At 74.2% G+C, this 23,781-nt stretch carries 18 protein-coding genes; 2 read left to right on the top strand and 16 right to left on the bottom strand.

From position 1 onward, the window contains the following. Positions 1–134: 134 nt before the first annotated feature. From dctP (BM064_RS00335) to BM064_RS00305, 7 genes are all read right to left on the bottom strand, one after another. Positions 135–1,202, bottom strand: coding sequence for a TRAP transporter substrate-binding protein DctP (dctP, locus tag BM064_RS00335; RefSeq protein ID WP_092856604.1), 1,068 nt, complete (start codon positions 1,200–1,202; stop codon positions 135–137). Between the two features lie 131 nt (positions 1,203–1,333). Next, the gene (gene dctP / locus BM064_RS00330) at positions 1,334–2,377 is read right to left on the bottom strand and encodes a TRAP transporter substrate-binding protein DctP (RefSeq protein ID WP_092856601.1); all 1,044 of its coding nucleotides are present in this window, start codon (positions 2,375–2,377) and stop codon (positions 1,334–1,336) included. A gap of 437 nt (positions 2,378–2,814) precedes the next feature. Further along, on the bottom strand, positions 2,815–3,396 hold the full coding sequence (locus BM064_RS00325) for an amino acid synthesis family protein (RefSeq protein ID WP_092856599.1): 582 nt from the start codon (positions 3,394–3,396) through the stop codon (positions 2,815–2,817). Positions 3,397–3,413: 17 nt separating this feature from the next. Beyond that, the gene (locus tag BM064_RS00320) at positions 3,414–4,295 is read right to left on the bottom strand and encodes a UPF0280 family protein (RefSeq protein ID WP_092856596.1); all 882 of its coding nucleotides are present in this window, start codon (positions 4,293–4,295) and stop codon (positions 3,414–3,416) included. After that, positions 4,292–5,785: a 6-hydroxynicotinate reductase gene (locus BM064_RS00315; protein WP_245779025.1), complete on the bottom strand. Its 1,494-nt coding sequence runs from the start codon at positions 5,783–5,785 to the stop codon at positions 4,292–4,294. Before BM064_RS00315 ends, BM064_RS00320 begins: the two co-directional genes overlap by 4 nt. 139 nt (positions 5,786–5,924) lie before the next feature. Further along, a complete protein-coding gene (locus tag BM064_RS00310) occupies positions 5,925–8,672 on the bottom strand; it encodes a molybdopterin-dependent oxidoreductase (protein ID WP_092856590.1) in 2,748 nt (915 codons plus the stop codon). Then, complete coding sequence (locus BM064_RS00305) at positions 8,669–9,517, bottom strand: FAD binding domain-containing protein (protein ID WP_092856587.1); 849 nt, start codon at positions 9,515–9,517, stop codon at positions 8,669–8,671. Before BM064_RS00305 ends, BM064_RS00310 begins: the two co-directional genes overlap by 4 nt. Before the next feature lie 241 nt (positions 9,518–9,758). Between BM064_RS00305 and BM064_RS00300 the strand changes: the two genes are divergently transcribed. Then, the gene (locus BM064_RS00300; protein ID WP_245779007.1) at positions 9,759–10,244 is read left to right on the top strand and encodes a MarR family winged helix-turn-helix transcriptional regulator; all 486 of its coding nucleotides are present in this window, start codon (positions 9,759–9,761) and stop codon (positions 10,242–10,244) included. A 43-nt stretch (positions 10,245–10,287) separates the two neighbouring features. After that, positions 10,288–11,583, top strand: coding sequence for a nicotinate phosphoribosyltransferase (pncB, locus tag BM064_RS00295; protein ID WP_092856584.1), 1,296 nt, complete (start codon positions 10,288–10,290; stop codon positions 11,581–11,583). A 97-nt stretch (positions 11,584–11,680) separates the two neighbouring features. Here pncB and BM064_RS00290 read toward each other — a convergent pair whose 3' ends face one another. From BM064_RS00290 to BM064_RS00250, 9 genes are all read right to left on the bottom strand, one after another. Continuing rightward, positions 11,681–12,322, bottom strand: coding sequence for a MarC family protein (locus BM064_RS00290; RefSeq protein WP_092856581.1), 642 nt, complete (start codon positions 12,320–12,322; stop codon positions 11,681–11,683). 472 nt (positions 12,323–12,794) lie between these two features. Next, entirely contained in the window at positions 12,795–14,531 is a 1,737-nt protein-coding gene (locus BM064_RS00285) for a hydantoinase B/oxoprolinase family protein (RefSeq protein ID WP_218160929.1), read from the bottom strand. A 2-nt stretch (positions 14,532–14,533) separates the two neighbouring features. After that, positions 14,534–16,585: a hydantoinase/oxoprolinase family protein gene (locus BM064_RS00280; RefSeq protein ID WP_092856575.1), complete on the bottom strand. Its 2,052-nt coding sequence runs from the start codon at positions 16,583–16,585 to the stop codon at positions 14,534–14,536. Positions 16,586–16,906: 321 nt separating this feature from the next. Further along, the gene (locus tag BM064_RS00275) at positions 16,907–17,602 is read right to left on the bottom strand and encodes an ABC transporter ATP-binding protein (RefSeq protein WP_218160928.1); all 696 of its coding nucleotides are present in this window, start codon (positions 17,600–17,602) and stop codon (positions 16,907–16,909) included. Positions 17,603–17,611: 9 nt separating this feature from the next. Next, positions 17,612–18,349 carry an ABC transporter ATP-binding protein gene (locus BM064_RS00270; protein WP_092856569.1) on the bottom strand — a complete coding sequence of 246 codons (738 nt, stop codon included), beginning with the start codon at positions 18,347–18,349 and terminating at the stop codon, positions 17,612–17,614. Next, positions 18,346–19,278 carry a branched-chain amino acid ABC transporter permease gene (locus BM064_RS00265; RefSeq protein ID WP_092857614.1) on the bottom strand — a complete coding sequence of 311 codons (933 nt, stop codon included), beginning with the start codon at positions 19,276–19,278 and terminating at the stop codon, positions 18,346–18,348. The genes BM064_RS00270 and BM064_RS00265 overlap by 4 nt, the downstream gene beginning before the upstream one ends. An 8-nt stretch (positions 19,279–19,286) precedes the next feature. Then, complete coding sequence (locus tag BM064_RS00260) at positions 19,287–20,225, bottom strand: branched-chain amino acid ABC transporter permease (RefSeq protein WP_092856565.1); 939 nt, start codon at positions 20,223–20,225, stop codon at positions 19,287–19,289. 150 nt (positions 20,226–20,375) lie between these two features. Next, positions 20,376–21,689, bottom strand: a complete 1,314-nt coding sequence (locus BM064_RS00255) for an ABC transporter substrate-binding protein (protein ID WP_092857612.1) — start codon at positions 21,687–21,689, stop codon at positions 20,376–20,378. Positions 21,690–21,832: 143 nt separating this feature from the next. Beyond that, a complete protein-coding gene (locus BM064_RS00250; RefSeq protein WP_092856562.1) occupies positions 21,833–23,326 on the bottom strand; it encodes a hypothetical protein in 1,494 nt (497 codons plus the stop codon). Positions 23,327–23,781: the final 455 nt, after the last annotated feature.

Raw genomic sequence — 23,781 nt, 5'->3', positions numbered from 1 at the left:
ACTACGCGGTCCGGCGCGGGGTCCGGAACCGGGTCAGGAGGGGGACCGCCCGCGCCCCGACGGGGACGGGCGGCGGATCTTCGGGAGCGGACGGCGGCCGGGGCGCCGGGGGCGCGGGCCGGCCGGCGCGCCGCTCAGCCGCGGTCGATGCCGAGCTGGGACATGAACTCGTTCAGCCGGTCCGCCGCGGTGGCGGCCGCCTCGGAGCGTTCGGCCTCCCGCGCCAGGATCTCGGCCGAGGCCTTGGCCATGCGCTCCTGCACGTCTTGCGGGAACTCCATCACCGTCACGCCCTGGTTCTCGACCCCGTCCTTGATGGCGAGGGTCTCGAGCAGCTGGTACTCGGTGGTGCGCGCGTAGTAGCGGTCCTCCAGCAGGGCGGTCAGGTGCAGGCGCAGGTCGTCGGGCAGCGCCTCCATCGCGTCGGCGTTGAACACCCAGGCGTCCGAGCTGAAGGCCAGCGCCGGCTTCATGTGGTACTTGCACACCTCCCACAGCGAGAGGGTCTTGGCCCCCACCGCCGCCCCGTAGTGGGCCCCGTCCACGACGCCGGTCGACAGCGCCTGGTAGAGCTCGGAGGTCGGCACGAAGCTGGGCGAGGCGCCCGCGGCCGCGAGATAGTCGAGCAGCGCCCCCGAGGCCCGCAGCTTGAGGCGCGAAAACTCCTCGGCCGAGGCGATCGGCGCCTTCAGGATCAGCTCGGTCGGATAGGACTTCTCGGCCTTGTAGATGACGCCGTGCTTCTCGGTCTCGGCGCTCATCATCGCCTCGATGCCGAGGTTCTTCTGCAGGTGGCTCTGCTGCCAGTAGTCCTGCAGCGTGCCCGGGATCCCGTAGGCGAAGGCCGCGACCGAGGAGACGTCGGCCATGTAGGAGGCGGACGAGGTCCCCGCCTGCGCCACGCCGCGGCTGACGATGTTGAAGATCTCCGGGCCCTTGGCCAGTTCGCCCGCGCCGAAGAGCTGCCAGCGGAAGCGGCCGTCGGTGCGCTCCTCGAGCATCGAGGCGAGCTTGCCGAGCGAGCCCTCGAAGGACGAGGACGCCTTGGGCCAGACGGCCTGCACGCGCCATTCCACCTCGCCGGCGGCGATGGCGGGGCCGATCAGGGCCGGGGCGGCGAGGGCCGCGGCGCCGACGCCGGCCGCGCCGCGCAGCAGCGCGCGCCGGCTGGGGGGCGCGGGGCTGGGGGTCTCGTGGGTCATGGGTCTCCTCCCCTGACGATCCGGTCTTGTCGCCGGATGCGCATGACGCAGGCTCCGCCCGTCGCCGGGCGGAGCCGCGCGCGAGCCGCGCCCGCGCTTGACGCGGGGCGCGGCGGTCACGTCGGCGCTCCTCAGGAGTAGCCGAGGTCCTTCATCAGCGTCCTGAGGCTGTCGGCGCAGGTCGCGGCCTTCTCCGACTTGGCGGCCTCTTTCTCGATGATCTGGCCCGACGCCTCGGTGAACAGCGCCAGCACGTCGTCGGGGAACTCCTCGACCGTGATGCCCTGGGTCTCCACGCCCTCCGTCAGGGCCTTGGCCTCGAGGTGCATGTATTCGGCCGAGCGCAGGAAGTAGCGCGTCTCGACCGCCGCCTCGAAGACCGTGCGGATGTCGTCGGGCAGCGCCTCGACCGCGTCGGCGTTGAAGATCCAGGCGTCGTCGGTGAAGCCGAGCGGCGGGCGGTAGTGATGTTTGCACACCTCCCACAGCGACATCGACTGGGCGCCCTGCGCGGCCCCCCAGTGGGCGCCGTCGACCACGCCCGAGGACAGGGCCTGGTAGAGCTCGGAGCCCGCGATGTAGCTCGCCGAGGCGCCGGCGGCCGTGAGGTAGTCGAGCATGGTCCCCGAGGAGCGCAGCTTCAGCCCCTTGAAGTCGTCGACCGAGTTGACCTTCTTCGACACCACCAGCTCGGTCGGGTAGGCCTTCTCGGCCTTGTAGATGACGCCCTTCTCGGCGAGCTCGGAGGCGAACAGCTCCTCCACGCCCATGTTCTTGATGTAGTGCATCTGCTCGAGCGCGTTGCGCAGCGTGCCCGGGATGCCGTAGGCGAAGCCCGCGCAGGTGCCCTCGTTCTCGTAGTAGGAGGCCGAGCCGGTGCCCATCTGCACGATGCCGCGCTGGGTGATGGCGAAGATCTCCGGGCCCTTGGCGAACTCGCCGGCGCCGAAGAGCTCCATCTTGAAGGCGCCCTCGGTCTTGTCCTCGAGGATCGAGGCCAGTTTCACCAGGCTGTCGTTGAACGACACCGAGGCCTTGGGCCAGTGCGACTGGACCCGCCAGGTCACCTGTCCCTGGGCGATGGCCTTGCCGATGAAGGCGGGGGCGGCGACGCCGACGGCGGCCGCGCCGCCGAGCATCCCGCGACGGCTGACGCCGCGCGATTCGTTGGTCATGAGCTCCTCCCTTTGGGCGCGCCGCACGTCTTGGTCTGCCCGCGGCGCTTTGGGCCATTCAGACCATCGTCCTGCCGGTCAGTCAACAAAGATGAAACACGGGTTTCAAACTGGCGTGCGGTCCGGGCCGCGGCGGGCCGCTCCCCTGCCGGCGGTCGTCAGGAGGGCGAACAATCGCCTGCGGACGCTGCGTCAGGGCGCCCGCGTCGCGCGCCGGACGCGCCCGCGCGGCGGGCGCGGGGCGGGCGCGGCGGGCCGGCCGCGACCGCACGGTCCCGGATCCGGCCCCGGGTTCGGGCCGGGCGCGCGCCTCCCCGCATTCGTCGTTCAAGGAAACGTGCAGGCGACAGGCCCCGGGGGCGCCGGCCGATCTGCGCGCCCGCGCCCCGGCGCCGGCGCGGGCGCGGGCGCCGCGGGCCGGGCGCGCGGGCAGGCGCTCAGCGCAGCCCGTCCTCCCCGGTCACGTCCCAGGCCTCGAGCCCGCCCATGCGGCTGTGGACGCGGCCGCCCTGGGACATCGCCAGGGCGAAGAGGATCTCGCCCGCCCGCGGCCCGTCCGGCAGGCCCACCTCCATCGCGTCGAAATGCGAGCGGACGTAGGCCGCGTTCACGTGGCCCAGCGGCACGTCCAGCCGCGCGCCCATCCCGCCGACCTTCATCGCCGAGGGCACGATCGCCTTCGAGGGGCTGACCAGCGCGCGCATCGCGTAGCCGCCCGGCACATGCCACAGCGCGCCATGCTCGATCTCGCCGCCCTCGCCGACGATGGCGCCCTTGCCGTAGGCGTCGACCCTGCCGGGGCCGCCCATCGCCTCGACGAGGCGGCTCGCCATCGTCTCGCCGAGCGGCTTGAGATCCTCCATCGCGCCCTGGATGTCGGCCACGTAGCGGCCGGCGAAGGGGTTGGAGACCACGGCCACGATCGAGGCGCGGATCCGCGGCGTGTGCGGGGCCGGGCCGCCCTCGTGGTGGATCTCCTCGACGGTCAGCGCCGTGCGGCGGATGCGGAATTCGGGCATGGTCTCCCCCCTTGGGATCAGTCGAGGACGGGCGCGATGGGTCCGCAGACCCGCGCCTGGTCCTGCAGGAACAGGGCGGCGGCCTGGATCAGGCCGCGGGCCCGGAACTCTTCGGCGACCGCGAGCCCGGCGTCGAGGGCCCGCGCCGCGTCCCCCGCCGACAGCGGGCCGACGGCGAGCGTCGCCTCCCGCTCGCCGAGGTCGCTGTCGGGGTCCTCGTCCCGGGCGGGGCCGCGGGTCACGGCGGGGTGGCCCGGCAGGTCGACGGCGTTGGCGATCAGGGTGGCGGCGGCGTCCGCCAGCGCGGCCGAGGGCGCGAGCACCGTCGCCGCCTCGGCGATCCCCAGCGACAGGCTGCGCCCGCCGCGGCCGGAGGTGGCGATGCCCCGCGCCGGATCCTCGTGGCGGATCACCGCCGTGCCGGCGTTGCGCGCGTGGTCGCCGACGGCGAGCGCGGCGCGCATCTCCTGCCCCGGGCCGAGATGGATGGCGACGTCGCCGCCGTCGTTCACGTAGGCCTTGGTCAGGCGGCGCCCGACGATCATCGCCTCGAGCACCTCGTCGGCCACGGCGCCCGCGACGGCGGCCATGGGGGTGATGAAGCGCCCGGCGAAGGGCAGCGTCGCCGCCAGCATCCGCCGGGCGATCGGCCCCTCCAGCGCCGGCGGGTCGGCGGGGTCGAGGGGGCGGCGCAGCAGCGGCAGCTCGGCCGTCAGCTCCTCGAGCAGCCCGTCGAAGCGGCGGGCGGCCTGCAGGAGGGCGGCCTGCGCCTCGTCGTGGTCGCCCTCGGCCTCGATCACCAGGTCGATGGGGCCGTGGTTGAGGTGCAGGCGGCGGCCGTCGGGCAGCATCCGGCCCTGGGGCCCGCCCCTGGCCGGCCGCTTCTGCGGCCCGCTCATCTGCGGCGCGGCGGCCAGGCGGGGCCGCCCCTCGCGCCCAGCGAGCGGGCGGCGTCGCCGTAGTCGCCGCCCGTGGCCAGCACGTCCTCGACCTCGCGGATCGCGCCCTCGTGGCCGCCCATGGCGGCGTAGGCGGCGCGCGGCAGGGTGAATTCCAGCGGCGCGACCAGCGCCGGCGTGGGCACGTAGCCGAAGCTGCGCGCGGGCAGCGTGGTCACGTCCACCATCATCGTGATGCCCCCGCCCGGCCACACGTAGACCGGCGCGCCCCCGGAGGTCAGCGTCGTCTCCGCCCCCTGGACCGAGCGCGTCAGCCGGACCGGGTTGCGGGTGACGCCGGCGCGCAGCGAGCCCCCCGCCCCGCCCATGAAGAGCACGGTGCAGAGCGCGGGCTCGCAGTTCTCGGCGATGATCTCGACGGGCTCGCGCAGCGCCTCCGGCAGGGGGGCGGGACGCGGGACCAGGTCCTCGTCCAGCACGTAATAGGCGTGCTGTTCGCCGGTGGTGGAGACCATCAGCAGGGTCAGGCCCGGACGCGCGCCCTTCCTGGGGTTCCACGGCCCGAGGATGGTCAGCGGGTCCGAGACGTTGGTGCCGCCCCAGCCGGTGCCGGGCTCGGCCACGCGGAAGTAGCGGCCGGGGGTGGAGCGGCGGCCGAGGATCTTGATGCCGGTGTCGGGCCAGCCGATCTCCTTGCCCGCCTGGTGCTCGGAGACGACGCCGGTGATGTGGTCGTCGACCACCACCACCTCGTCCACCAGCCCCTGCCACTGGGTCGCGAACATGCCGATGGTGGCCGAGCCGCAGCCGACCCGCATCTTCGTTTCGCGGATGCCGTTGACGATGGGGGCCTCGCCGGCCTGGACGATCACCGTCTCGCCGCCGTCGACGGTCAGCTCCACCGCCTCGCCGTTGCACAGGGCCAGCAGCGTGTCGCAGGTGACGCGGCCCTCGGCCTTCTCGCCGCCGGTCAGGTGGCGCACGCCGCCGAGGCTCAACATCTGCGAGCCGTATTCGGCCGTGGTCACGTGGCCCACCGCTTCTCCCTTCGCGCGCACGGTCGCCGTCTCCGGCCCCAGGTGGCGGTCGGTGTCGATCTTCACCTTCACGCCGCAGTAGGAGAAGATGGCCTCGGTCACGACGGTGACCAGGTCCGCGCCCTCGACTTCCCGGCTGACGATGAACGGCGCCGGCTTGTAGTCGGGATAGGTGGTGCCCGCGCCGATGCCGGTGACGAAGCGGTCGGCGTCCGGGACGATGGCGCCGTCCCACTCGGCCCCGAGGAAGGGGACCACGCTGTCGCCCGCCTCGATCCGGCGGTCGAGCACGGTCAGCGGGTCGCAGCGCACGATCCGCCCGCCCTGGTTGGCGTAGCGGTCGCAGGCGCCGGTCTTGCCCTCGGCCACGTAGCACATCACCGGGCAGGCGTCGCAGCGGATCTTCTCCACCTTGCGGCGGGCCTCGGGGGCGGCGGGGTCGGAGGCGTCCATCATCGCGCGATCCCCCCGGCGAGGCGCCCGGCGGCGGGCGGCGGGAGGTCCCGGGTCGGGCCCGGGACCCGCGCGGGGCGGGCCGGGCGCGCGGCGCCACGGGCCTGGCGCGCGGCCTGCGGCGGGCGGGTCGCAGCGGTCATGACCTGGCCTCCTGCGCCGCGTCGATGGCGGCCTTCACCCGGTGCGGCAGGGCCGGCAGGCGGTCGATGCGGGCGCCGGTCGCGTGGCGGACGGCGTTGAGAATCGCGGGCGCGGTGGGGATCAGCGCGTGCTCGCCCAGGCCCTTGGCGCCGTAGGGGCCTTCGGGGTCCGGGACTTCGAGGAGGATCGTGCGGATGGCGGGCATGTCCGAGGTGGTGGGGATCAGGTAGTCGTGCAGGTTCTCGGTGCGGCCGGGCACGAAGGCCTCCATCAGCGCCATGCCGAGGCCCTGGGCGATGCCGCCCTCCACCTGCCCTTCGGCGAGCATCGGGTTGATCACGCGGCCGAGGTCGTGGGCGGCGGTCATCGCGACGACCTTCACCGTGCCGAGCGCCCGGTCCACCTCGACCTCGGCCATCTGCGCGCCCCAGCCGTAGACGGCGTAGGGGCTGCCCTGGCCGTTCTCGTCCAGCGGCAGGGTGGGCGGGTCGTAGGTCTCCTCGGCCGCCAGCGCGTAGCCGTTCGCGTCGACGGGCAGGCGGGAGAGGTCGATGCGGTGGGCCTGCCCGCCCTCTTCGACCAGGATCCCGCCGGGGGCGAGGCGGATCGAGGCGCCCTCGCCCATGTTCGCGAGCCTGAGGACGGCGCCGCGCAGCGCCTCGCCGGCGAGCCTCGCGGCGTTGCCGCTGACGAAGGTCTGACGGGAGGCGGAGGTCTTGCCGCAGTCGGGCGTCAGCGCGGTGTCGGGGCCGACCAGCTCGAAGGCCTCGGGCGCCACGCCCAGCGCCTGGGCGCAGATCTGCGCGATCACGGTGTTCGAGCCCTGGCCGATGTCCGTCGCCCCCTGGTGCAGGCGCAGCCGCCCGTCGGGCGTCACCCCCACCCGCATGGTCGAGGGATTGGGCAGCGAGGTGTTCCCGCAGCCGTACCAGCACCCCGCCACGCCGACGCCGCGCGGCCGCTCGGGGTGCGCGGCGTTGTGGGCGGCGACGCGGGCGAGCGCCGCCGCCCAGTCCTCGCGCAGCGCCTCGAGGCAGGGCCCGATGCCCACGCCCTTCAGGCGCTGGCCGCAGACGGTCGGCTCGTCGTCGCGCAGCGCGTTGCGGATGCGGAACTCCAGCCGGTCGAGGCCGAGCTGCTCGGCCAGTTCGTCGTAGAGCGCCTCCTGAACCAGCGCCGCCTGGGGCACGCCGAAGCCGCGGAAGGCGCCGGAGGGGACCACGTGGGTGTGGATGGCGCGGGCCTCGGCCCGGTAGTTGGGCGTGCGGTAAGGGCCCGAGGCGTGCACCGGCACCCGGTTCGCCACCGTCGGCCCCCAGGAGGCGTAGGCCCCGGTGTTGAAGTCCCCGTCGAAGACCATCCCGCAGATGCGCCCGTCCGCATCCGCGCCGATGGTGGCCGTCATCCGCGCCGGGTGGCGCTTGGTGGTGGAGGCGAGGGACTCCGCCCGGCTGTAGACCAGCCGGCACGGCCGCCCCGTGGCCAGCACCGCGAGCCCCAGAAGCGGCTGCACCGAGAGGTCGAGCTTCGAGCCGAAGCCGCCCCCCGCCGCGGTAGGGACGATCCGCACCTTCGCCGGGTCCAGGCCGAGGGTCTGGGCGGTGTCGTCGCGGTCCATCACCGGGGCCTGGGTGCAGGCCTGGATCACCAGCGTCTCGCCGTCGAGCCAGGCGCAGCCGGCCTCGGGCTCGATATAGGCGTGCTCGACATGGGCGGTTTCGAGGGCGGTCGTGGCGGTCACGGCGGCGGCCGCGAGGCCGGCCTGCGCGTCGCCCTGGGCCACGAACCCCGCGGTCATCAGGTTGCCGGGGCGGTCGGGGTGCAGGGGCGGCGCCGTCTTCGCGGTCTCGGGGTCGAGCGCGGCGGGGCGCTCGGTCCACTCGACGGGGAAGGTGGAGAGGTCGAGGGCGGCCAGCGTCTCGGGCTCCGCCACCACCAGGGCCACCGCTTCGCCCCTGAAGCGGGCGGGCGAGGGGGCCAGCGCCGGCTGGTCGGCGAAGGGCGGGATCACGCCGAAGCGGTTCGTGCCCTTGACTTCGGCCGCGGTCAGCACCGCCTCGACCCCCTGCTCGGCAGCCCAGGCCTTGAGGTCGCCGAAGGCGAAGGCGGCGTGGTGGTGGGGGGAGCGGATCACGTGGATCGCGAGCGCGCCGGCGGGGATCGCGTCGGCGCCGAAGACCTCGGCCCCGGTGACTTTCGCGAGGCCGTCCAGCCGCTCGATCCGGGCGCCGACGGGGGCGCCTTCGGGGGCCCGGACGGGGGCGGCGCCGGGCGTCTCGCGCCAGGCCTCGCAGACCGCGTCGATGATCTTGGCGTAGCCGGTGCAGCGGCAGAGCACGCCGCCCAGCGCCTGCTCGGCCTGCGCGCGGGTGGGGCGCGGGGTCTCGGCCAGCAGGGCGGTCGCGGTCATCAGCATGCCCGGCGTGCAGATCCCGCATTGCGCAGCGCCGTGGCGCAGGAAGCTGCGCTGCAGGGCGTCGACGCTCGCGCCGCCCAGCCCCTCGACCGTGCGCACAGCGCGCCCCTCGGCCTGGGCGACGGTCGTGAGGCAGGCGCAGACCGGGGCGCCGTCGAGCAGCACCGTGCAGGCGCCGCAGTCGCCCGCGTCGCAGCCCGACTTCACCCCCAGCGCGCCGGCGGCCCGCAGCGCCTCGGACAGCCGCCGGCCCGGGGGCGCGCTCAGCGAGACGCTCTCCCCGTTCAGGGTCAGCGCAAGGCCGGGGGCGGCGGCGTCGAGGCTCACAGGGCGGTCTCCGGCGCAGGCGCGCAGGCGAGAAGCGCCCGTCGCAGCAGTTCCGGCGCGACGGCGCGGCGATAGCCCGCGTCCGCGCGCACGTCGTCGATAGGCGAGAGCGCAGCCGCCGCCGCGGCGGGGTCCAGCGCCTCGCCCAGCTCGGCCAGCGGCCGGCCGACCAGCGCGGCCTCGACCGCCCCCAGCCGCTGCGCGACGGGGGAGCAGGCGCCGACGGCCAGCGCGGCCGAGACGACCCGCCCCCCGGCGACGACCAGTCGGGCGGCCGCCATGCCGATGGAGATCACCAGATGCGCCCTTGCGCCCAGCTTCTCGAACGCCCCCTGCCCGGCCAGCGCCGCGGCGGGGACATGGACGGCGACCAGCAGCTCGTCCGCGGCCAGAGCGGTGCGCCGCGGGCCCAGCAGGAACGCGCCCAGCGCCAGGCGCCGGGTTCCGCGCAGGGAGACGAGCTCCACCTCCGCGTCGAGCGTCAGCAGCGGCGGCACGCTGTCGGCGGCGGGGGAGGCGTTGACCAGGTTGCCGGCCACCGTGCCGCGGTTCTGGATCTGGGTCGAGCCCACCACCCGCGCCGCCGCCTGCAGCCCGGCGCAGGCCGGCGGCAGGGGCGCGCGCGCCACCGCGGTCCAGCTCGCCGCGCCGCCCAGCCGCAGCCCCTCGGCGGAAAGCGTCACGCCCTGCATCTCCGCCACGCCGGTCACGTCCAGCACCGGCCCCCGCAGCTCCCGCGCCCGGGTGGCGGCCAGCAGGTCCGTGCCCCCCGCCAGCACCACGCGCCCGCCCTCGGCGCGCAGCGCCAGCGCGCGGGCGAGATCGGCGGGACGCTCGTAGCTCATGGGACCCTCGGGGCTGGCCGGCTCGCAGGGGCGAGGGCGGGCGTCGGAGATCGGGCCATGCGGGTCGTTTGCATGCCAATGAAAGTCTGGGCCCGGCGCCCCCGGCCTGTCAATCGCGCAATCGGGCGGCGCCCCCGCTCCCGCGCGATCAAGCGCTTGCCGACCGGTCGGGAGGCCTGTCCTTTCCCCGCATCCTGCGTTAGGGGAAGAGGAAACCGCACCTGGCGGGGGAGGAGACGACGTGACCGCGGCCGGCGACGCGACCACTGGCAAGGGCCCGGCGGGCGAGGATCCGCAGGGCGCGGACCCGCGGGACGGGACCGGCTACCGGCTCACCGCGCAGGCGGGCCACCTGCTGCGCCGCGCCAACCAGCGGCACCTGGCGATCTTCTCGGCCCGCATGCCCGACCTCACGCCGCGCCAGTTCGCGGCGCTGGCCAAGCTCGACGAGGAAGGCCCCGCCTCCCAGAACCAGCTCGGCCGCGCGACCTCGATGGACGCGGCGACGATCAAGGGCGTGATCGACCGGCTGGCCCGGCGCGGTCTGGTGGCCACCGAGCCCAGCCAGGAGGATCGCCGCCGGCTGATCGTCTCGCTGACCGAGGCGGGCGCCGAGCTCTTCGCCCGGGCCGCCCCCGTGGCGCTGGAGATCACCGAGGAGACGCTCGCCCCCCTCGCCCCCGAAGAGCGGCGCCTGCTGACGGCGCTGCTGGACCGCATTTCCTGACGCCGCCGCCCAGCGCGCCTGGGCGCTTCCCGGAGCCGGCTCGATGAACGACATCGCCCAGCGCGTCTACGACCACCAGTGGAAGATCGACCCGATCGTCCGCTCGGTCATCGACACCGACTTCTACAAGCTGCTGATGGCGCAGACGGTGTTCCACAACCACCCTCACGCGCGCGTCACCTTTAGCCTGATCAACCGCTCCGACGACGTGCCGCTGGCGCGCCTGATCGACGAGGGGGAGCTGCGCCAGCAGCTCGACCACGTGCGCACCCTGCGCCTGACCCGCGGCGAGAGCACCTGGCTGCGCGGCAACACCTTCTACGGCAAGCGCTGGATGTTCGAGCCGGAGTTCATGGACTGGCTGGAGAACTTCCGCTTTCCCGAGTACCGGCTGGAACGCCGCGGCGACCAGTACGAGCTGACCTTCGAGGGCCCCTGGATCGAGGCGATGATGTGGGAGATCCCCGCGCTCGCCATCCTGATGGAGCTGCGCACCCGCGCGGTCCTGCGCGAGCTGGGCAAGTTCGAGCTGCAGATCCTCTACGCCCGCGCCATGACCCGGATCTGGGAGAAGATCGAGCGGCTGCAGGCCCTGCCCGGCCTGCAGATCTCGGACTTCGGCGCGCGGCGGCGGCATTCGTTCCTGTGGCAGGACTGGTGCGTGCAGGCGATGATCGAGGGGCTGGGGCCGCGGTTCTCCGGGACGTCGAACTGCCTGATCGCCATGCGCCGCGACCTGGAGGCGATCGGCACCAACGCCCATGAGCTGCCGATGGTCTACTGCGCGCTGGCGGGCGAGGACGACGCCGCGCTCGCCCAGGCGCCCTACAAGGTGCTCGAGGACTGGCAGAAGGATTACGAGGGCAACCTGCGCATCGTGCTGCCCGACACCATCGGCTCGGCCGGGTTCTTCGCCCATGCGCCGGAGTGGATCGCCCGCTGGACCGGCGCGCGCATCGACAGCGGCGACCCGGCCGAGGGCGCCGAGACCGCCATCGCCTTCTGGAAGCGCCACGGCGAGGACCCGCGCGAGAAGCGGATCATCTTCTCCGACGGGCTCGACATCGACGTGATCGAGCGTCTGCACGCCCGCTTCGCCGACCGGGTGAAGGTCAGCTACGGCTGGGGCACGCTGCTGACCAACGACTTCCGGGGCCTGGCGCCGCGCGACGGGCTGGCGCCCTTCTCGCTGGTCTGCAAGGCGGTCTCGGCCGAGGGCCGGCCCTGCGTGAAGCTCTCCGACAACCCTGTGAAGGCGACCGGCCCGGCCGAGGAGATCGCCCGCTACAAGCGCGTCTTCGGCGTGGGCGAGCAGGCGGCTCGGCCGGTGATGGTGTAGGGCGCATTTCAATGCGCCTGGTCGCTATGGGGTCGGCTCTCCGCGCCCTGCGGGGGCTCTGACCCCGGCCGCGCGCAGCGGCGCATTTCAATGCGCCCTACAGCCGCCCCAGCGCGAACAGCCCGCTGTTGGCGAGCCCGTCGAGCATGAACTGCACGGCGAGCCCCGCGAGCAGCACGCCGAACACCCGCGCGATCACGTGCACGCCCGTGCGCCCCATCAGGCGCTGCAACTGGCTCGCCAGCATCATCGCCGCGAAGGCGACGCCCAGCACCGCGAAGACGGCGATGGCGACGCCCGCCCCCTTCTCCCAGTCGCCGTCCGTGTCGGCCATCAGCAGCACCACCGCGCCCATCGCTCCCGGCCCCGCCAGCAGGGGCGTCGCCAGCGGGAACACCGAGATGTCGGGGCGCGAGCGCGCCTCGCGCGCCTCGTCCTCGGTCGTGGAGGTCGCGCCCGAGGGGCGGGCGAAGACCATGTCGATGGCGATCAGCAACAGCAGGATGCCGCCCGCGATGCGCAGCGCCGGGAGGGAGATCCCGAACAGGTCCAGCGCCGAGTCCCCGAAGATCGCGAAGGTCATCAGGATCGTGCAGGCGATGGCGAGCCCGCGCAGCGCCGTCCCCAGCCGCTCGCGCGGGGTCTGCCCGGCGGTGAGCGTGGCGAAGACGATGCCCACGTCCAGCGGCCCGACGGTGGCGAACATCGTCGCGAAGGCGACCAGCAGCGTCTCGTGCATCCCTCTCGCCCCCTCCGCGATCCCGGCCCCATATGCTGCCAGCCCCCGCCGCGCCGGCGCAACCCGCCCCGCGCGCGCAGGGACCGCGCCGCGCCGGCGCCGGCCGACGCCGCCAGCGCCCGCGGCCCCCGCCTCTGCCCGGTCGCCGGACTGCGCCGGGGCGACGCCGGCCGCCCGGCGGGAGCGCCTGTTCTCCGGAGCCGTCCGTCGCGGATGCCGATCGGAGCTGCCCGCCCGCCCCGGTCAAGGATCGCGGCACGCGACCCTCCGAAGGAGGGCTTGTCCTTGACCGGGGCGGGCGAGCAGCTCAGGCATCGGACGCGATGGACGGGTCCGGAGGACAGGCGCGGGGCCTGTTCTTGGGCGAGTCAGGAGCCCGCCGGAGGCTCCCCCCTCTCCCGCCCTGCGCTCCCCTCCAGGCCGCGCGACGCAGCCAGGCCCGCCCGCAGGGCGCCTGCAGGCCGCTCCCCCGTCACCTGGCGCGCAGCCGCTCCGTCCGTTCGGCGTCGACCCCGCCGTCCGCGTCCAGCGCCACGCGATAGATCTCCCGCGCCGCCTCCGCGCCGACCCGGCCCAGCCGCACGTCCTCGGCGACGAGCGCCGGGTCCCGCGCCGCCGGGTCTCCGTAGCCTCCGCCGCCCGGCGTTCCCACCCGCACCCGGTCGCCCGGGCCCATGGGAATGTCCTGCTCCTTGGAGAGATGCGGCGGCACGTGAACCTCGCCGCCGCGGATCACCTCGACCGTGTTCGGCGCCCCGTCGCGTCCCCCCAGGGCGCCCGGCGGCCCGAAGCGCCCGTGGTCCATCACGAAGGAGGCCCGCGCCTCGCCCCGCCGCAGCTCGATCTCGTAGCTCAGCCCCAGGCCGCCCCGATGCTCGCCGGCCCCGCCGGAGTCCTCGCGCAGCGCATAGCGGCGATAGAGCACCGGGAACTGCTGCTCCATGATCTCCACCGGCGGCGCCTTGGAGATGCCGATGGTCGAGCAGCCGTTGGCCAGCCCGTCCCCCCCCGCGCCGCCGCCGTAACCCCCGCCCGAGAGCTGGTACATCACGAAGCCGCGCCCCTTCTCCGGGTCGAAGCCCCCCAGGCCGAAGTTGCCCGAGGTCCCCGCCGGCGCCGCCGTCACCCGCGCGGGGATCGCCTTGACCAGCGCCGAGAACACCGCCTCGGCGATGCGCTGGGAGGTCTCCGCCGCGCAGCCCGAGACCGGGCGCGGGTAGTGGGCGTCGAGGAAGGTGCCCTCGATCCCCTCCACCTTCAGCGGCTCGAAGGCGCCGGCCGAGATCGGCACGTCCGGGAAGATGTGCCTCACCGCCAGGTAGACCGCCGAGAGGGTGGTGGCGCGGACCGAGTTCATCGGCCCGGTGCAGGGCGCGGAACTGCCGGCGAAATCGAAATGCAGGTCGTCGCCCCGGCGCTCGACCGCGCAGCGGATCTCCAGCGGCTGGTTCACCACCCCGTCGCTGTCGACATGGGCGAGGCCCTCCCAGCGCCCTTCCGGCACCTCGCGCACATGCACCCGCATCTGGGCGGCGGCGCGGCGGCGAAGCTCGGCGATGGCGGCCTCGACCGTGGCGTCGCCGTAGCGGTCCAGCAGTTTTTCCAGGCGATCGGCGCCGACCTGCAGCGCCGCGGCCTGGGCTTTCACGTCGCCGATCCGCTGCTCCGACACCCGGATGTTGGAGCAGATGATCGCGTAGATCTCCGGATCCAGCACGCCCTTCTTGAAGAGCCGCACCGGGGGCAGCCGCAGCCCCTCCTGCTCCACCGCCGTGGCCGAGGCCGAGAAGCCCCCCGGCACCGCCCCCCCGGTGTCCGGCCAGTGCCCGGTGTTGGACAGCCAGCACCAGATTTTTCCATTCCGATAGAAGGGCTTCGCAAAGCGCACGTCCATCAGGTGGGTGCCGCCGAGATAGGGGTCGTTGACGATGTAGACGTCGTCCGGCTCTGGCGCCGCGGTCAGCCCCTGGGCGATCCGCTCCAACAGGATCCGGGTCGATTCCTGCATCGCCCCCACGAACACCGGCAGGCCGTTGGGGCCCTGGGCGATCAGCGAGCCGTCGTCCGCGGCATAGATCCCGTCGGCGCGGTCGTTGGCTTCCGCGATGATCGGGGAGAAGGCCGCGCGGGTGAAGGCGAGGTCCATTTCCTCGCAGACCTGGCTCAGCCCCGCCTGGATCACCGAGAGAGTGATGGGGTCCAGTTCCACGCTCATGCCGGGACCTCGATCATCAGGTTGCCGTCCGCGTCCCCGCTCGCCCGGCAGCCGGGGTCGAGGACCAGGGTGCTGTCGAGCTGCTCGACGACGGCGGGGCCTTCCAGCACCGCGTCGGCGGGCAGCTTCTCGCGGCGATAGACCGGCGTCTCGTGCCAGCCGTCCTCGAACCAGACCCGGCGTGCGCCGGTCCGCGCCTCGGCCAGCGTCGCGGCGCGCCCCTCGGCGGGGATCAGCAGGGCGAGGTCGATCTCCGGCCGCACGCCGACGATGGAGGCGGCGAGGTTCACCAGCGCCGGCCGGATCTCCGGCAGGTCCACGCGGAACCGCTCCCAGTAGGCGCGGGCGAAGAGGGCGTGGAGCTCCTCGCGCGAGGGCGTCGCCGAAGGCAACGGCACCCGCAGCAGGTGGGTCTGGCCGATGAACTGCATGTCGGCGGAGAAGCTCTCCTGCACTTCGCGGACCTCGACGCGTTCCTGCGCGATCAGGGCGCGCCCCTCCTCGGCCTGGCGGGCGAGGGTGGCGTGCACCAGCTCCATGTCCGCGAGATCCAGCGGCTGGTTGAGCGTGTTGACGAAGTCATGCCGGATGTCGGCCACCACGCAGCCCAGCGCGTTGGTGATGCCGGGGCGGGCGGGCACCAGCACCCGCCCCACCCCCAGCTCGCGCGCCAGCGCCACCGCGTGCAGGGGCCCCGCGCCGCCGAAAGCGAAGAGGGCGAAGTCCCGCGGATCCTCGCCCAGGCTCAGCGAGACCATGCGGATCGCCCCCGCCATCTTGGCGTTGGCCACCCGGATCACCGCCGCCGCCGCGCCCTCGGCGTCGAGCCCCAGCGGCCCGCCCAGCTCCCGCGCGAACACCTCGCGCACGGTCTCCAGCGAGACGCCCCCCTCCACCGCATTCAGCCGCGAGGGATCGAGCCGCCCCAGGATCAGGTTGGCGTCCGAGATCGTGGGCCGCATCCCGCCGCGCCCGTAGCAGATCGGCCCGGGCTGGGCGCCGGCGCTCTCGGGCCCCACCTCCAGCAGGCCGGCCGCGTTCACATGGGCGATCGAGCCGCCCCCCGCGCCCACCGTCCGCACGTCCACCATGGGGACGTGGATCGGCATGGCGTATTCGACCTCGATCTCGTTCGAGACGGCCGGCTGCGCGCCCTTGATCAGCGCCACGTCGGTCGAGGTGCCGCCCATGTCGTAGGTCAGCAGGTTCGCCGCCCCCGCCCGCCGGCCCGTATAGGCCGCCGCCATCACGCCGGAGGCCGGCCCCGACATCACCGTCTTCGCCGCCTCCCGCGCCACCAGCCGCGCCGAGACCATTCCCCCGTTGCCGTTCATCACCAGCAGGTCGCGCGCATAGCCGCGGGTCGCCAGCTCGCCGGCCAGCCGGTCCACATAGCGCTGCAGCAGCGGCTGGACCGAGGCGTTCACCGCCGCCGTCACCCCCCGCTCGAACTCGCGGCTCTCCGACAGCAGCGCATGGCCCAGCGTCACGTAGGGGTTGGGCCAGAGCTCGCGCAGGATCTCTCCGGCGCGCAGCTCATGGGCGGGATTGGCGTAGGCGTGGAGGAAATGGACCACCACGCTCTCGCACCCCGCCGCCAGCAGCGCGCGGGCCGCGGCGCGCAGGGCGACCTCGTCGAGCGGCGTCAGCACGGCGCCGGAGGCGTCCATCCGCTCGGGAACCTCCAGCCGCAGGTCGCGCGGGATCACGGGCACGAACCTGCCGACCATCCCGTAGGCCTGCGGGCGGGTGCGGCGGCCGAGCTCCAGCACGTCCCGGAAGCCCTCAGTGGTGATCAGCCCGGTCTTGGCCAGTCGCCGCTCGAGCACCGCGTTGGTGGTGGCGGTGGTGCCGTGGACGATCAGGTCCAGCGTCGCGGGGTCGGCGCCGGCGGCGTCGAGCGCCGCCAGCACGCCGCCCGCCTGGTTCTCGGGCGTGGTCGGCACCTTGGCGAGGCGCACGGCCCGCCCGCCGGGGCCCGCCGCCTCGTCCAGCATCACCAGGTCGGTGAAGGTGCCTCCCACGTCGATGCCTGCGACCACGCTCATTCCGAGTTCTCCGTTTCGTGTCTCGACCGGGCGCCGAGGCGCCGCGTCGACGCCTGCGCCCGGGGGCTCCGCCGCGCCCGCGGCGCGGGGCTGTCGGCGCGCCCGGGGCGACCGCCGCCCGGGGGCCGACGCCGGACCGGCGCCGCGGGCGGGGCGCCTGCCGCGGGCGAAACCGCCGACGCGGCGCCTCCGCGCGGGGCGGGGCGAAGGCCCCGGCCCGCGCGACGCCCGCTTCCGGCGCCGCGCCCGCCCCGCGCCGCGGGCCGGACGCGAGCCCGGGGGACGCGGGTCGACGCGGCGCCTCCGCCGCAGGCGGAGGCCTCAGACGCCGACATGGCGGTGCAGGAGGCCGGGGTCGGCGCGCAGCGCGGCGGCCTCGACCGTCTCGGCGGTGCGGCCGTTGTCGAGGAACGTCACCCGGTCGGCGATCTGCAGCACCGCGTCGGCCCGCTGCTCGACCAGCACGATGGCGACGCCGCGGGACTTCATCTCCAGCGCCGCCTCGCGGATCAGGGCGATCATCGAGGGCTGCAGGCCCTCCGTCGGCTCGTCCATCAGCAGGACCGAGGGCTCCAGGCACAGGGCGCGGGCCATCGCCAGCATCTGCTGCTCGCCGCCCGAGAGCGTGCCGGCCCGCTGGCGCAGCCGGTCGCGCAGACGTGGAAACATCTCCAGCATCCGCTCGCGGGTCGCCTCGCCGGTCGAGCGCGTCATCAGGCCGACCTCGAGGTTCTCGGCCACCGTCAGCTCGGCGAAGAGCCGCCGCCCCTGGGGGACGTAGCCGATGCCCTTCTTCGGGATCTCGTGGGGCTTGAGCCCGACCAGCTCCTCGCCCGCCAGCGTCACCGAGCCGGCGCGCACCGGAACCAGGCCCATGATCGCCTTCATCGTCGTGGTCTTGCCGGCGCCGTTGCGGCCCATCACGCACAGGATCTCGCCCGCGCCGACCGCGAGCGAGACGCCCCGCAGCGCCTGCACCTTGCCGTGGAAGGCGTCGATCCCGCGGACCTCGAGCAGAGCCATCCCTCAGCCCCCCAGGTAGGCGCGTTGCACCGCCGGATCGGCGTGGATCTCGGCCGGGGTTCCCTCGGCGAGGACCGCGCCCATGTCGAGCACCGTGATCCGGTCGGCGAGGCTCATCACCACGTCCATGTTGTGCTCGATCAGCAGGACGGTGGCGTCTTTCGCGACCTCGCGCACCAGGACCTTGAAGCCCTCGATCTCGCCGTCCGAGAGGCCCTGCGTGGGTTCGTCCAGGATCAGCAGGCGGGGGTTCTGGGCGAGTCCCATGGCGATCTCCAGCAGGCGCTGGTGGCCGTAGCTGAGGTCTCCGGCCGGCTGGTCGAGGCGGTCGTCGAGGCCGACGCGGGCGAGCGCCGCCTCGACCTCCGTCGCCAGCGACTGGCCGGGGGCCAGGCGGCGCTGGACGGCCAGGGCCACGTTGTCGAACAAGGCGAGGTTCGCGAAGATCGAGGTGATCTGGAAGGTGTAGGCCATGCCGCGGGCCATGCGGGCGTGCGCCGGCAGGCGGGTGACGTCCTCGCCGGCGAAGGTCACGCGGCCCTCGGTGGGCAGGATCCGGCCGGCGAGTAGCCCCACGAAGGTGGATTTGCCGGCGCCGTTGGGGCCGATCAGGGCGCGGATCTCGCCGGCCGGCAGGGTGAAGTCGACGTGGTCGACGGCGCAGAGACCGCCGAACCAGCGGGTCACGCCTTTGGTGGACAGCAGCGGCTCGGCGGAGGGCGCGGCGGCGGGGGCGGTCATGGCAGCCACGGACACGCCCTCCGGCGCAGTTCGCCCAGCAGGCCGGCGGGGGCGAAGAGGGTCAGCGCCACCAGCGCGGCGCCCGCGATCAGCATGTAGGCGTCGGTGATCCCCGACGAGAGGTCGATGAGGTAGAACATGAAGGTCGCCCCCAGCAGCGGCCCCAGCACGGTCCCGGCCCCGCCCAGCAGCACCCACAACAACGGCAGGATCGAATACTGCACCGAGGCGAAGGTCGCCCCGACATAGCCGAACAGCAGCCCGTAGGCGGCCCCCGCGGCTCCGCAGAGCGCGCCCGAAACCACGATGGCCCCCAGCTTGTAGCGCGCGACGTCGTAGCCGAGCATCCGGGCCCGCTCCTCGTTCTCGCGGATCGCCACGAGGACGCGGCCGGCGGGGGAGCGGACCAGGGCCAGGACGACGAACATCGCGACCGTGAACAGGAGCCAGGCGGCGAGGTAGCGGACCTCGGGGGCGGCGAGGTCCAGGCCGAAGACGGTGCGGGCCTCGCGGGCGATGACGAACCCCTCGTCGCCGCGGGTGTATTCGAGGAAGTAGAGGATCGTGAGGTACCCCGCCTGGGCGAACATCAGGGTGACGATCATGAAGGCCACGCCCGCGGTGCGCAGGGCCAGCGCTCCGACCACCGCGGCCACGAGCGCCCCCGAAAATATCCCCAGCAGGAAAGCCGGCTCGGCGGCGAGGCCGAGGTGCTGCATCGGCAGGCCCATGCCGTAGAGGCCCGCGGCGAAGAACAGCGCGTGGCCCAGCGACAGCAGGCCCGCGTAGCCGAACATCACGTTGTAGCCCATCGCGAAGACCGCCAGCGTCAGCACCCGGGCCATGGCGCCGTGGTGATACTCGGGCAGCAGGAAGTTCGCCGCCAGCAGCAGCAGCGCCACGCCGACATGCAGGGCGCCGGGTTTCATGAGGCCGGTCATGCGGGGCGCGCTCCGAACAGGCCCTGCGGGCGGAAGACGAGCACCATCGCCACCAGCAGCGTCGCCAGGATTTTTGCAAGCGTCGGCGAGAAGAAGACGGAGATGATGCCGTCGGACATGCCGATAAGCAGAGCGGCGAGGACCGTGCCGCGAAGGCTCCCCAGGCCGCCGATGATGACGACGATGAAGCTCAGCAGCAGCGGGTCGCCGCCCATCAGGTAGTGGGCCTGCTGGATGGGGACGATCAGCACCGCGGCGATCGCCGCCAGCCCCGCCCCGATGGCGAAGGTCATCGCGAAGACGCGGTCGACGGGAATGCCGAAGGCCTGCGCGGTCTCGCGGTCGAACTGCGTCGCGCGCATCACCAGGCCGAGGCGGGTGCGCGAGAGGACCAGCCAGACGGCGATCAGCAGGACCACCGCCGCGGCGATGACGAAGAGCTTGTAGGAGGTCGTCGACAGGCCCCAGGGCCAGTAGAGGGCGAGGCCCTCCTCCCCCCACTCGATCCAGGGCAGCGCCAGGCGGTGGTTGAAGGGGGGCTGCACGGGGCGGGCGTCGGGGCCGAACCCCATCAGGGTCGCCTGCTGGACGATGTAAAGCAGGCCTATGGTGGCCACGATGGTCCGCTCGGGGTCGTAGCCCACCCGCTCCAGCACCAGCCGGTCGGCGGCCCAGGCGAAGGCCCCCACCGCCAGCGGCGCGACCGCCAGCGCCACGGCGAAGCCGAGCCAGGCGGGGGCGCCCAGGGTCTCGTCCACGAAGGTCGCCACGAACCAGGAGGCGACGGCGCCGAGCATGAAGAACTCGCCATGCGCCACGTTCACCACCCGCATCACCCCGAACACCAGGCTCAGGCCCAGCGCGGTCAGCGACAGCACGGCGGCGAGCACCGCGCCCTCCAGCGAGGCCAGCAGAAGGTAGGGGCCGAAGTCCATGGGCGGGGTCTCTCAGGCGGTTCGCGAGGGCCGGACGGCCGGCCCCGAGGGCGCGAGGGGACGGGCCGCGGCGCGCGGGCGGCGCGGCGTCGGATCGGGTCGGAAGCTGGGCGCGGGCGCCGGCCGGGACCGGCCGGCGCCCGGGGAGGATCAGAACGACATGGTCGTGTAGTCGACCTCGTCGGGATACATCCCCGCCTCGATCGGCGCGGTGTGCTGGAGGACCAGCTTCCCGCCCTCGACCTTCGAGATGTACTGCGGCCCGAACACCTGGTGGGTCTTGCCGTTGAAGATCTTGGCGCCCTGGGGGTGCATCTCCGAGGCCGGCATCTCGCCCATCGCCTCGACCGCCTCGATCAGCTTCTGGCGGTCGGAGGGGCCGGCGTAGCCCGCGGCCTCCATGCCCGCCTTGATCACGAACATCGTCTCCCAGCAGCCGAACATGTGGGCGTAGGTGGAGATGTCCTTCGGGTCGGAGACCGAGGCGCCGTTGGCGTCGCAGCCCACCTTCTCGCGGTAGAAGGCGTCGAACTGCGGCCCGCCCTCCTGCGCGTAGCGGGGCATCCCCTCCCAGAAGTAGGTGCCGTCGAGGTATTCGAGGCCGGGGTTGGTCAGGTCGGTCGCCTCGAGGCTGTCGATGAAGCCGAAGATCTCGGGGCGCGAGGGGCCGAAGAACTCGCCCATCTCCTTGACGAAGGTCAGCACCGCGGGGCCGACCATGACATGGTAGAGCACCTCGGTGTCGCGCGGGATCTGCGGGAAGTACTTGGTGAACGAGGTCTCGGTCGGCGGGATCGCGATCTGGGCGATGACCTCGCCGCCCTGGGCCTGGATCGCGGGCACCAGGCTGTCGCGGTGGTCGTGGCCGAAGGCGTAGTCCGGGTAGACCATCGTCACCTTCTTGCCGAGCGTCGAGGTGATGTAGGGCGCCATGGCCGAGACCTGGCTCTTCACGTCGCAGATGCCCGGCTGGAGGGTCCAGCGGTTCAGCGCGCCCGAGGCGACGTGGTGCCCCTCGGAGACCACGAAATAGGGGATCTTCAGCTCGCCCGCGCGGGGGGCGGAGCCCATCACCACGTGGGAGAAGAGCGTGCCGTAGGCCACGTCGCAGCCGGCCTGGGTGGCGAGCTTCTCGACCACCTCGGCCCCGCGCTTGGGATCGGTGCCGTCGTCCTCGGCGACGATCTCGACCGGCCGGCCGTTGATGCCGCCCTGCTCGTTGATCAGGGTCGCGGCGGCGGTGGTGACGCGGTCGTACCAGCGGCCATAGGCGGCGCCGATGCCGGTGCGGTGGACCTGGAAGCCGATCTTGATCGGGGCCGAGCTCTGCGCCTGGATGTAGGGCACGAAGCCGGGCATCGCGCCCAGGCCCGCCCCCGCGGCGCCGAGGCCGGCCAGCCCCTTGAGCGCCGTGCGCCGGGTCAGCAGACTGGAGGTCCCGGCGCCCGTGGCCGTGGTCTCCATCTTCGCCGTCCCCCCGGACGCGGACTTCTTCACGTTCTCGGACATAGGACCCTCCTCTGTCGGTCCCCGGCTCGCCGCCGGTTTTGTAGGCTCAGGCTGTATGTGTGCAAACGAGTTGTCCAGCGTTTTCACACCAGGCGGCTTCAGGCGCCCTTCGGAGCGGCAAGGAGCCACAATCCGAGCAGGGTTGCCAGCACCATGAAGCCGGCCAGCGGGATTTGGCTGCGCGCCGCGCGGCGGGCGGAGCCGAACAGCTCGAGCGCCGCGGCATGGGCGGCGAAGACCCCCACGACATGGCCCGCGACGATCGCCGCGGCCTGCGACAGCCAGATCGGGCGCACGTCGTCGACATGGTTGAAGAAGGAGGTGGTCACCTCGTGCGAGGTGAAGCCGGTCAGCGCCCAGTGCAGGTGCAGCGGGTCGCCCAGCGCCGCCCACAGATACTGCCCCTGCACCAGCGCCACGGGGATGTAGTGGGCGACGTGATAGCCCGCGACGATGGGCACGAGCGAGAGACCGAGCCGCCCGAAGGCGCGCGGCAGGCCGGGCTGCGCCGGATCCCCGGGCCCCGGCGCCCCGGCGAGCGCGCGTCCCGCCGCCACGCAGCCCCCGCAGGCCAGCGTCAGCAGCGCGACCGTGCCGGCCATGCCGAGCAGGGATTCGGCGATCACCGCCGAGCGGCCCGGGAACTCGAGCGGGTTCACCCCGATCCAGCCGAGCCAGACGTAGGTCTCGTTCAGCCCGTCGAAGATCCCCGCCCCCAGCGCCGCCAGCGCGAAGCCCGCCGCGCCGGCGCCTGCGAGCGCGCCCGACCCGCCCTCGGCGAGCGCGGCCCCGGGCAGGCGCAGGACGAGACGACCGTCCCCGGCCCGGACGGGCGCGAGGGCGGCGAAGAGGGAGAGCCAGGCCCCGAAGCCCTCGCCCCGCTCCAGCCAGGCCTCGCCGAAGACCAGGGCGAGGGCGACGTGCCCGAGCCACCACAGCGCCATGGCCGAGGCGGCGCGGGCCGGGTCGAAGGGCGCGGGGTCGGCCAGCGCGAAGGCCATGACCAGCAGCCAGGAGAGGGCGGCGGGCCACATCCCCAGCCCCGCGGGCAGGCGCGCAGGCGGCGGGCGCCCGCCCAGGAGGCGCGCGCGGATCTCCCGCGTCGCGGCCCGGAAGGGGGAGATCCAGGCCCAGAGGTCGCCGCCCGCCAGCATCGCCGCCGGCAGCAGGATGTAGAGCCCGCACCACAGCCCCAGAGAGGCGAGGTTCTCGAGCGGGTCCCGCGGCCCGAACCAGCCGATCAGGACCAGCGCCCAGAAGCCGAGGGCCGAGGCGAGGCCGAGCAGCCGCTCGCCCCCCGCCGGGGCCGGCAGGGGCAGGCGGACCGCGCGGGCGGCCGCCCGCGCCCAGGCCGGCGGCGCCAGCGCCAGCGCCAGCGCCGAGGCCGCCACCGCCGCGGCGCCGGCCGGGATCCAGTAGGCGGTGGGCAGCAGCAGCGCGACGGCGCCCTCGGAGACATGCGCCCGGGCCGGCGCGGCGAGCCCCGCCGCGAGCCACGCGGCCGCCGCCGCCGCCGCCGTGACGGCGAGCCCCGGCGCCGCGCGCGCCGCGCGGCGTCCGGGACGATGTGCAGAGAACCCCCGATCCAGCATGACCCCACTCGGCGCCATCCGCGCGCGCCGGGCAACCGACGCCTTGTCGCGGCCGGCCCCGCCCGCGCGCCGAAGGCGCCGCGTCGGGCCTCGCGCCCGGGGCCGGCCGCAGACCCGCGGCGCGTCCCGGCGCCGCCGCCCGGGGCGACCGCCGCCCCGGGCGCGCGGTCCGCCCTCGCGCCGCGGGCCGGCGCTTGCGGCAGGCGCGCGGCGCGACGCGGCGGCCGGGCGCCGCGGCGGCCGCCGGGCCGGCCGCCGCCCTTGCGCCCGGCGAGGTCGGCGCGCGGCCGGCCGCCCGCCCCGGCGCCGCGGGCGCGCCCTTGCCCCCGTCGCTCCGCCCGACGCGGCGCCGCGCCGGACCGGCGCGCCCCTCCGGCGCCCGCCGCCCAGGCTTCGCCGGAGGGCGTCGCACCGCAGGCCGCCCTCCCCCGCGCCCCCCGCGCGACGCCCGCCCC

The sequence above is a fragment of the Albimonas pacifica genome, assembly GCF_900113695.1.
Classification (GTDB): Bacteria; Pseudomonadota; Alphaproteobacteria; order Rhodobacterales; family Rhodobacteraceae; genus Albimonas; species Albimonas pacifica.
This window is presented reverse-complemented; position numbering and strand designations above follow the sequence as displayed.

Coding starts and splice junctions, on each gene's coding strand:
- BM064_RS00255 (WP_092857612.1), bottom strand. CDS start 21,689: ATGGAGACCACGGCCACGGGCGCCGGGACCTCCAGTCTGCTGACCCGG.
- BM064_RS00325 (WP_092856599.1), bottom strand. CDS start 3,396: ATGCCCGAATTCCGCATCCGCCGCACGGCGCTGACCGTCGAGGAGATC.
- BM064_RS00290 (WP_092856581.1), bottom strand. CDS start 12,322: ATGCACGAGACGCTGCTGGTCGCCTTCGCGACGATGTTCGCCACCGTC.
- dctP (WP_092856601.1), bottom strand. CDS start 2,377: ATGACCAACGAATCGCGCGGCGTCAGCCGTCGCGGGATGCTCGGCGGC.
- dctP (WP_092856604.1), bottom strand. CDS start 1,202: ATGACCCACGAGACCCCCAGCCCCGCGCCCCCCAGCCGGCGCGCGCTG.
- BM064_RS00280 (WP_092856575.1), bottom strand. CDS start 16,585: ATGAGCGTGGTCGCAGGCATCGACGTGGGAGGCACCTTCACCGACCTG.
- pncB (WP_092856584.1), top strand. CDS start 10,288: ATGAACGACATCGCCCAGCGCGTCTACGACCACCAGTGGAAGATCGAC.
- BM064_RS00305 (WP_092856587.1), bottom strand. CDS start 9,517: ATGAGCTACGAGCGTCCCGCCGATCTCGCCCGCGCGCTGGCGCTGCGC.
- BM064_RS00315 (WP_245779025.1), bottom strand. CDS start 5,785: ATGGACGCCTCCGACCCCGCCGCCCCCGAGGCCCGCCGCAAGGTGGAG.
- BM064_RS00250 (WP_092856562.1), bottom strand. CDS start 23,326: ATGCTGGATCGGGGGTTCTCTGCACATCGTCCCGGACGCCGCGCGGCG.
- BM064_RS00260 (WP_092856565.1), bottom strand. CDS start 20,225: ATGGACTTCGGCCCCTACCTTCTGCTGGCCTCGCTGGAGGGCGCGGTG.
- BM064_RS00265 (WP_092857614.1), bottom strand. CDS start 19,278: ATGAAACCCGGCGCCCTGCATGTCGGCGTGGCGCTGCTGCTGCTGGCG.
- BM064_RS00270 (WP_092856569.1), bottom strand. CDS start 18,349: ATGACCGCCCCCGCCGCCGCGCCCTCCGCCGAGCCGCTGCTGTCCACC.
- BM064_RS00320 (WP_092856596.1), bottom strand. CDS start 4,295: ATGAGCGGGCCGCAGAAGCGGCCGGCCAGGGGCGGGCCCCAGGGCCGG.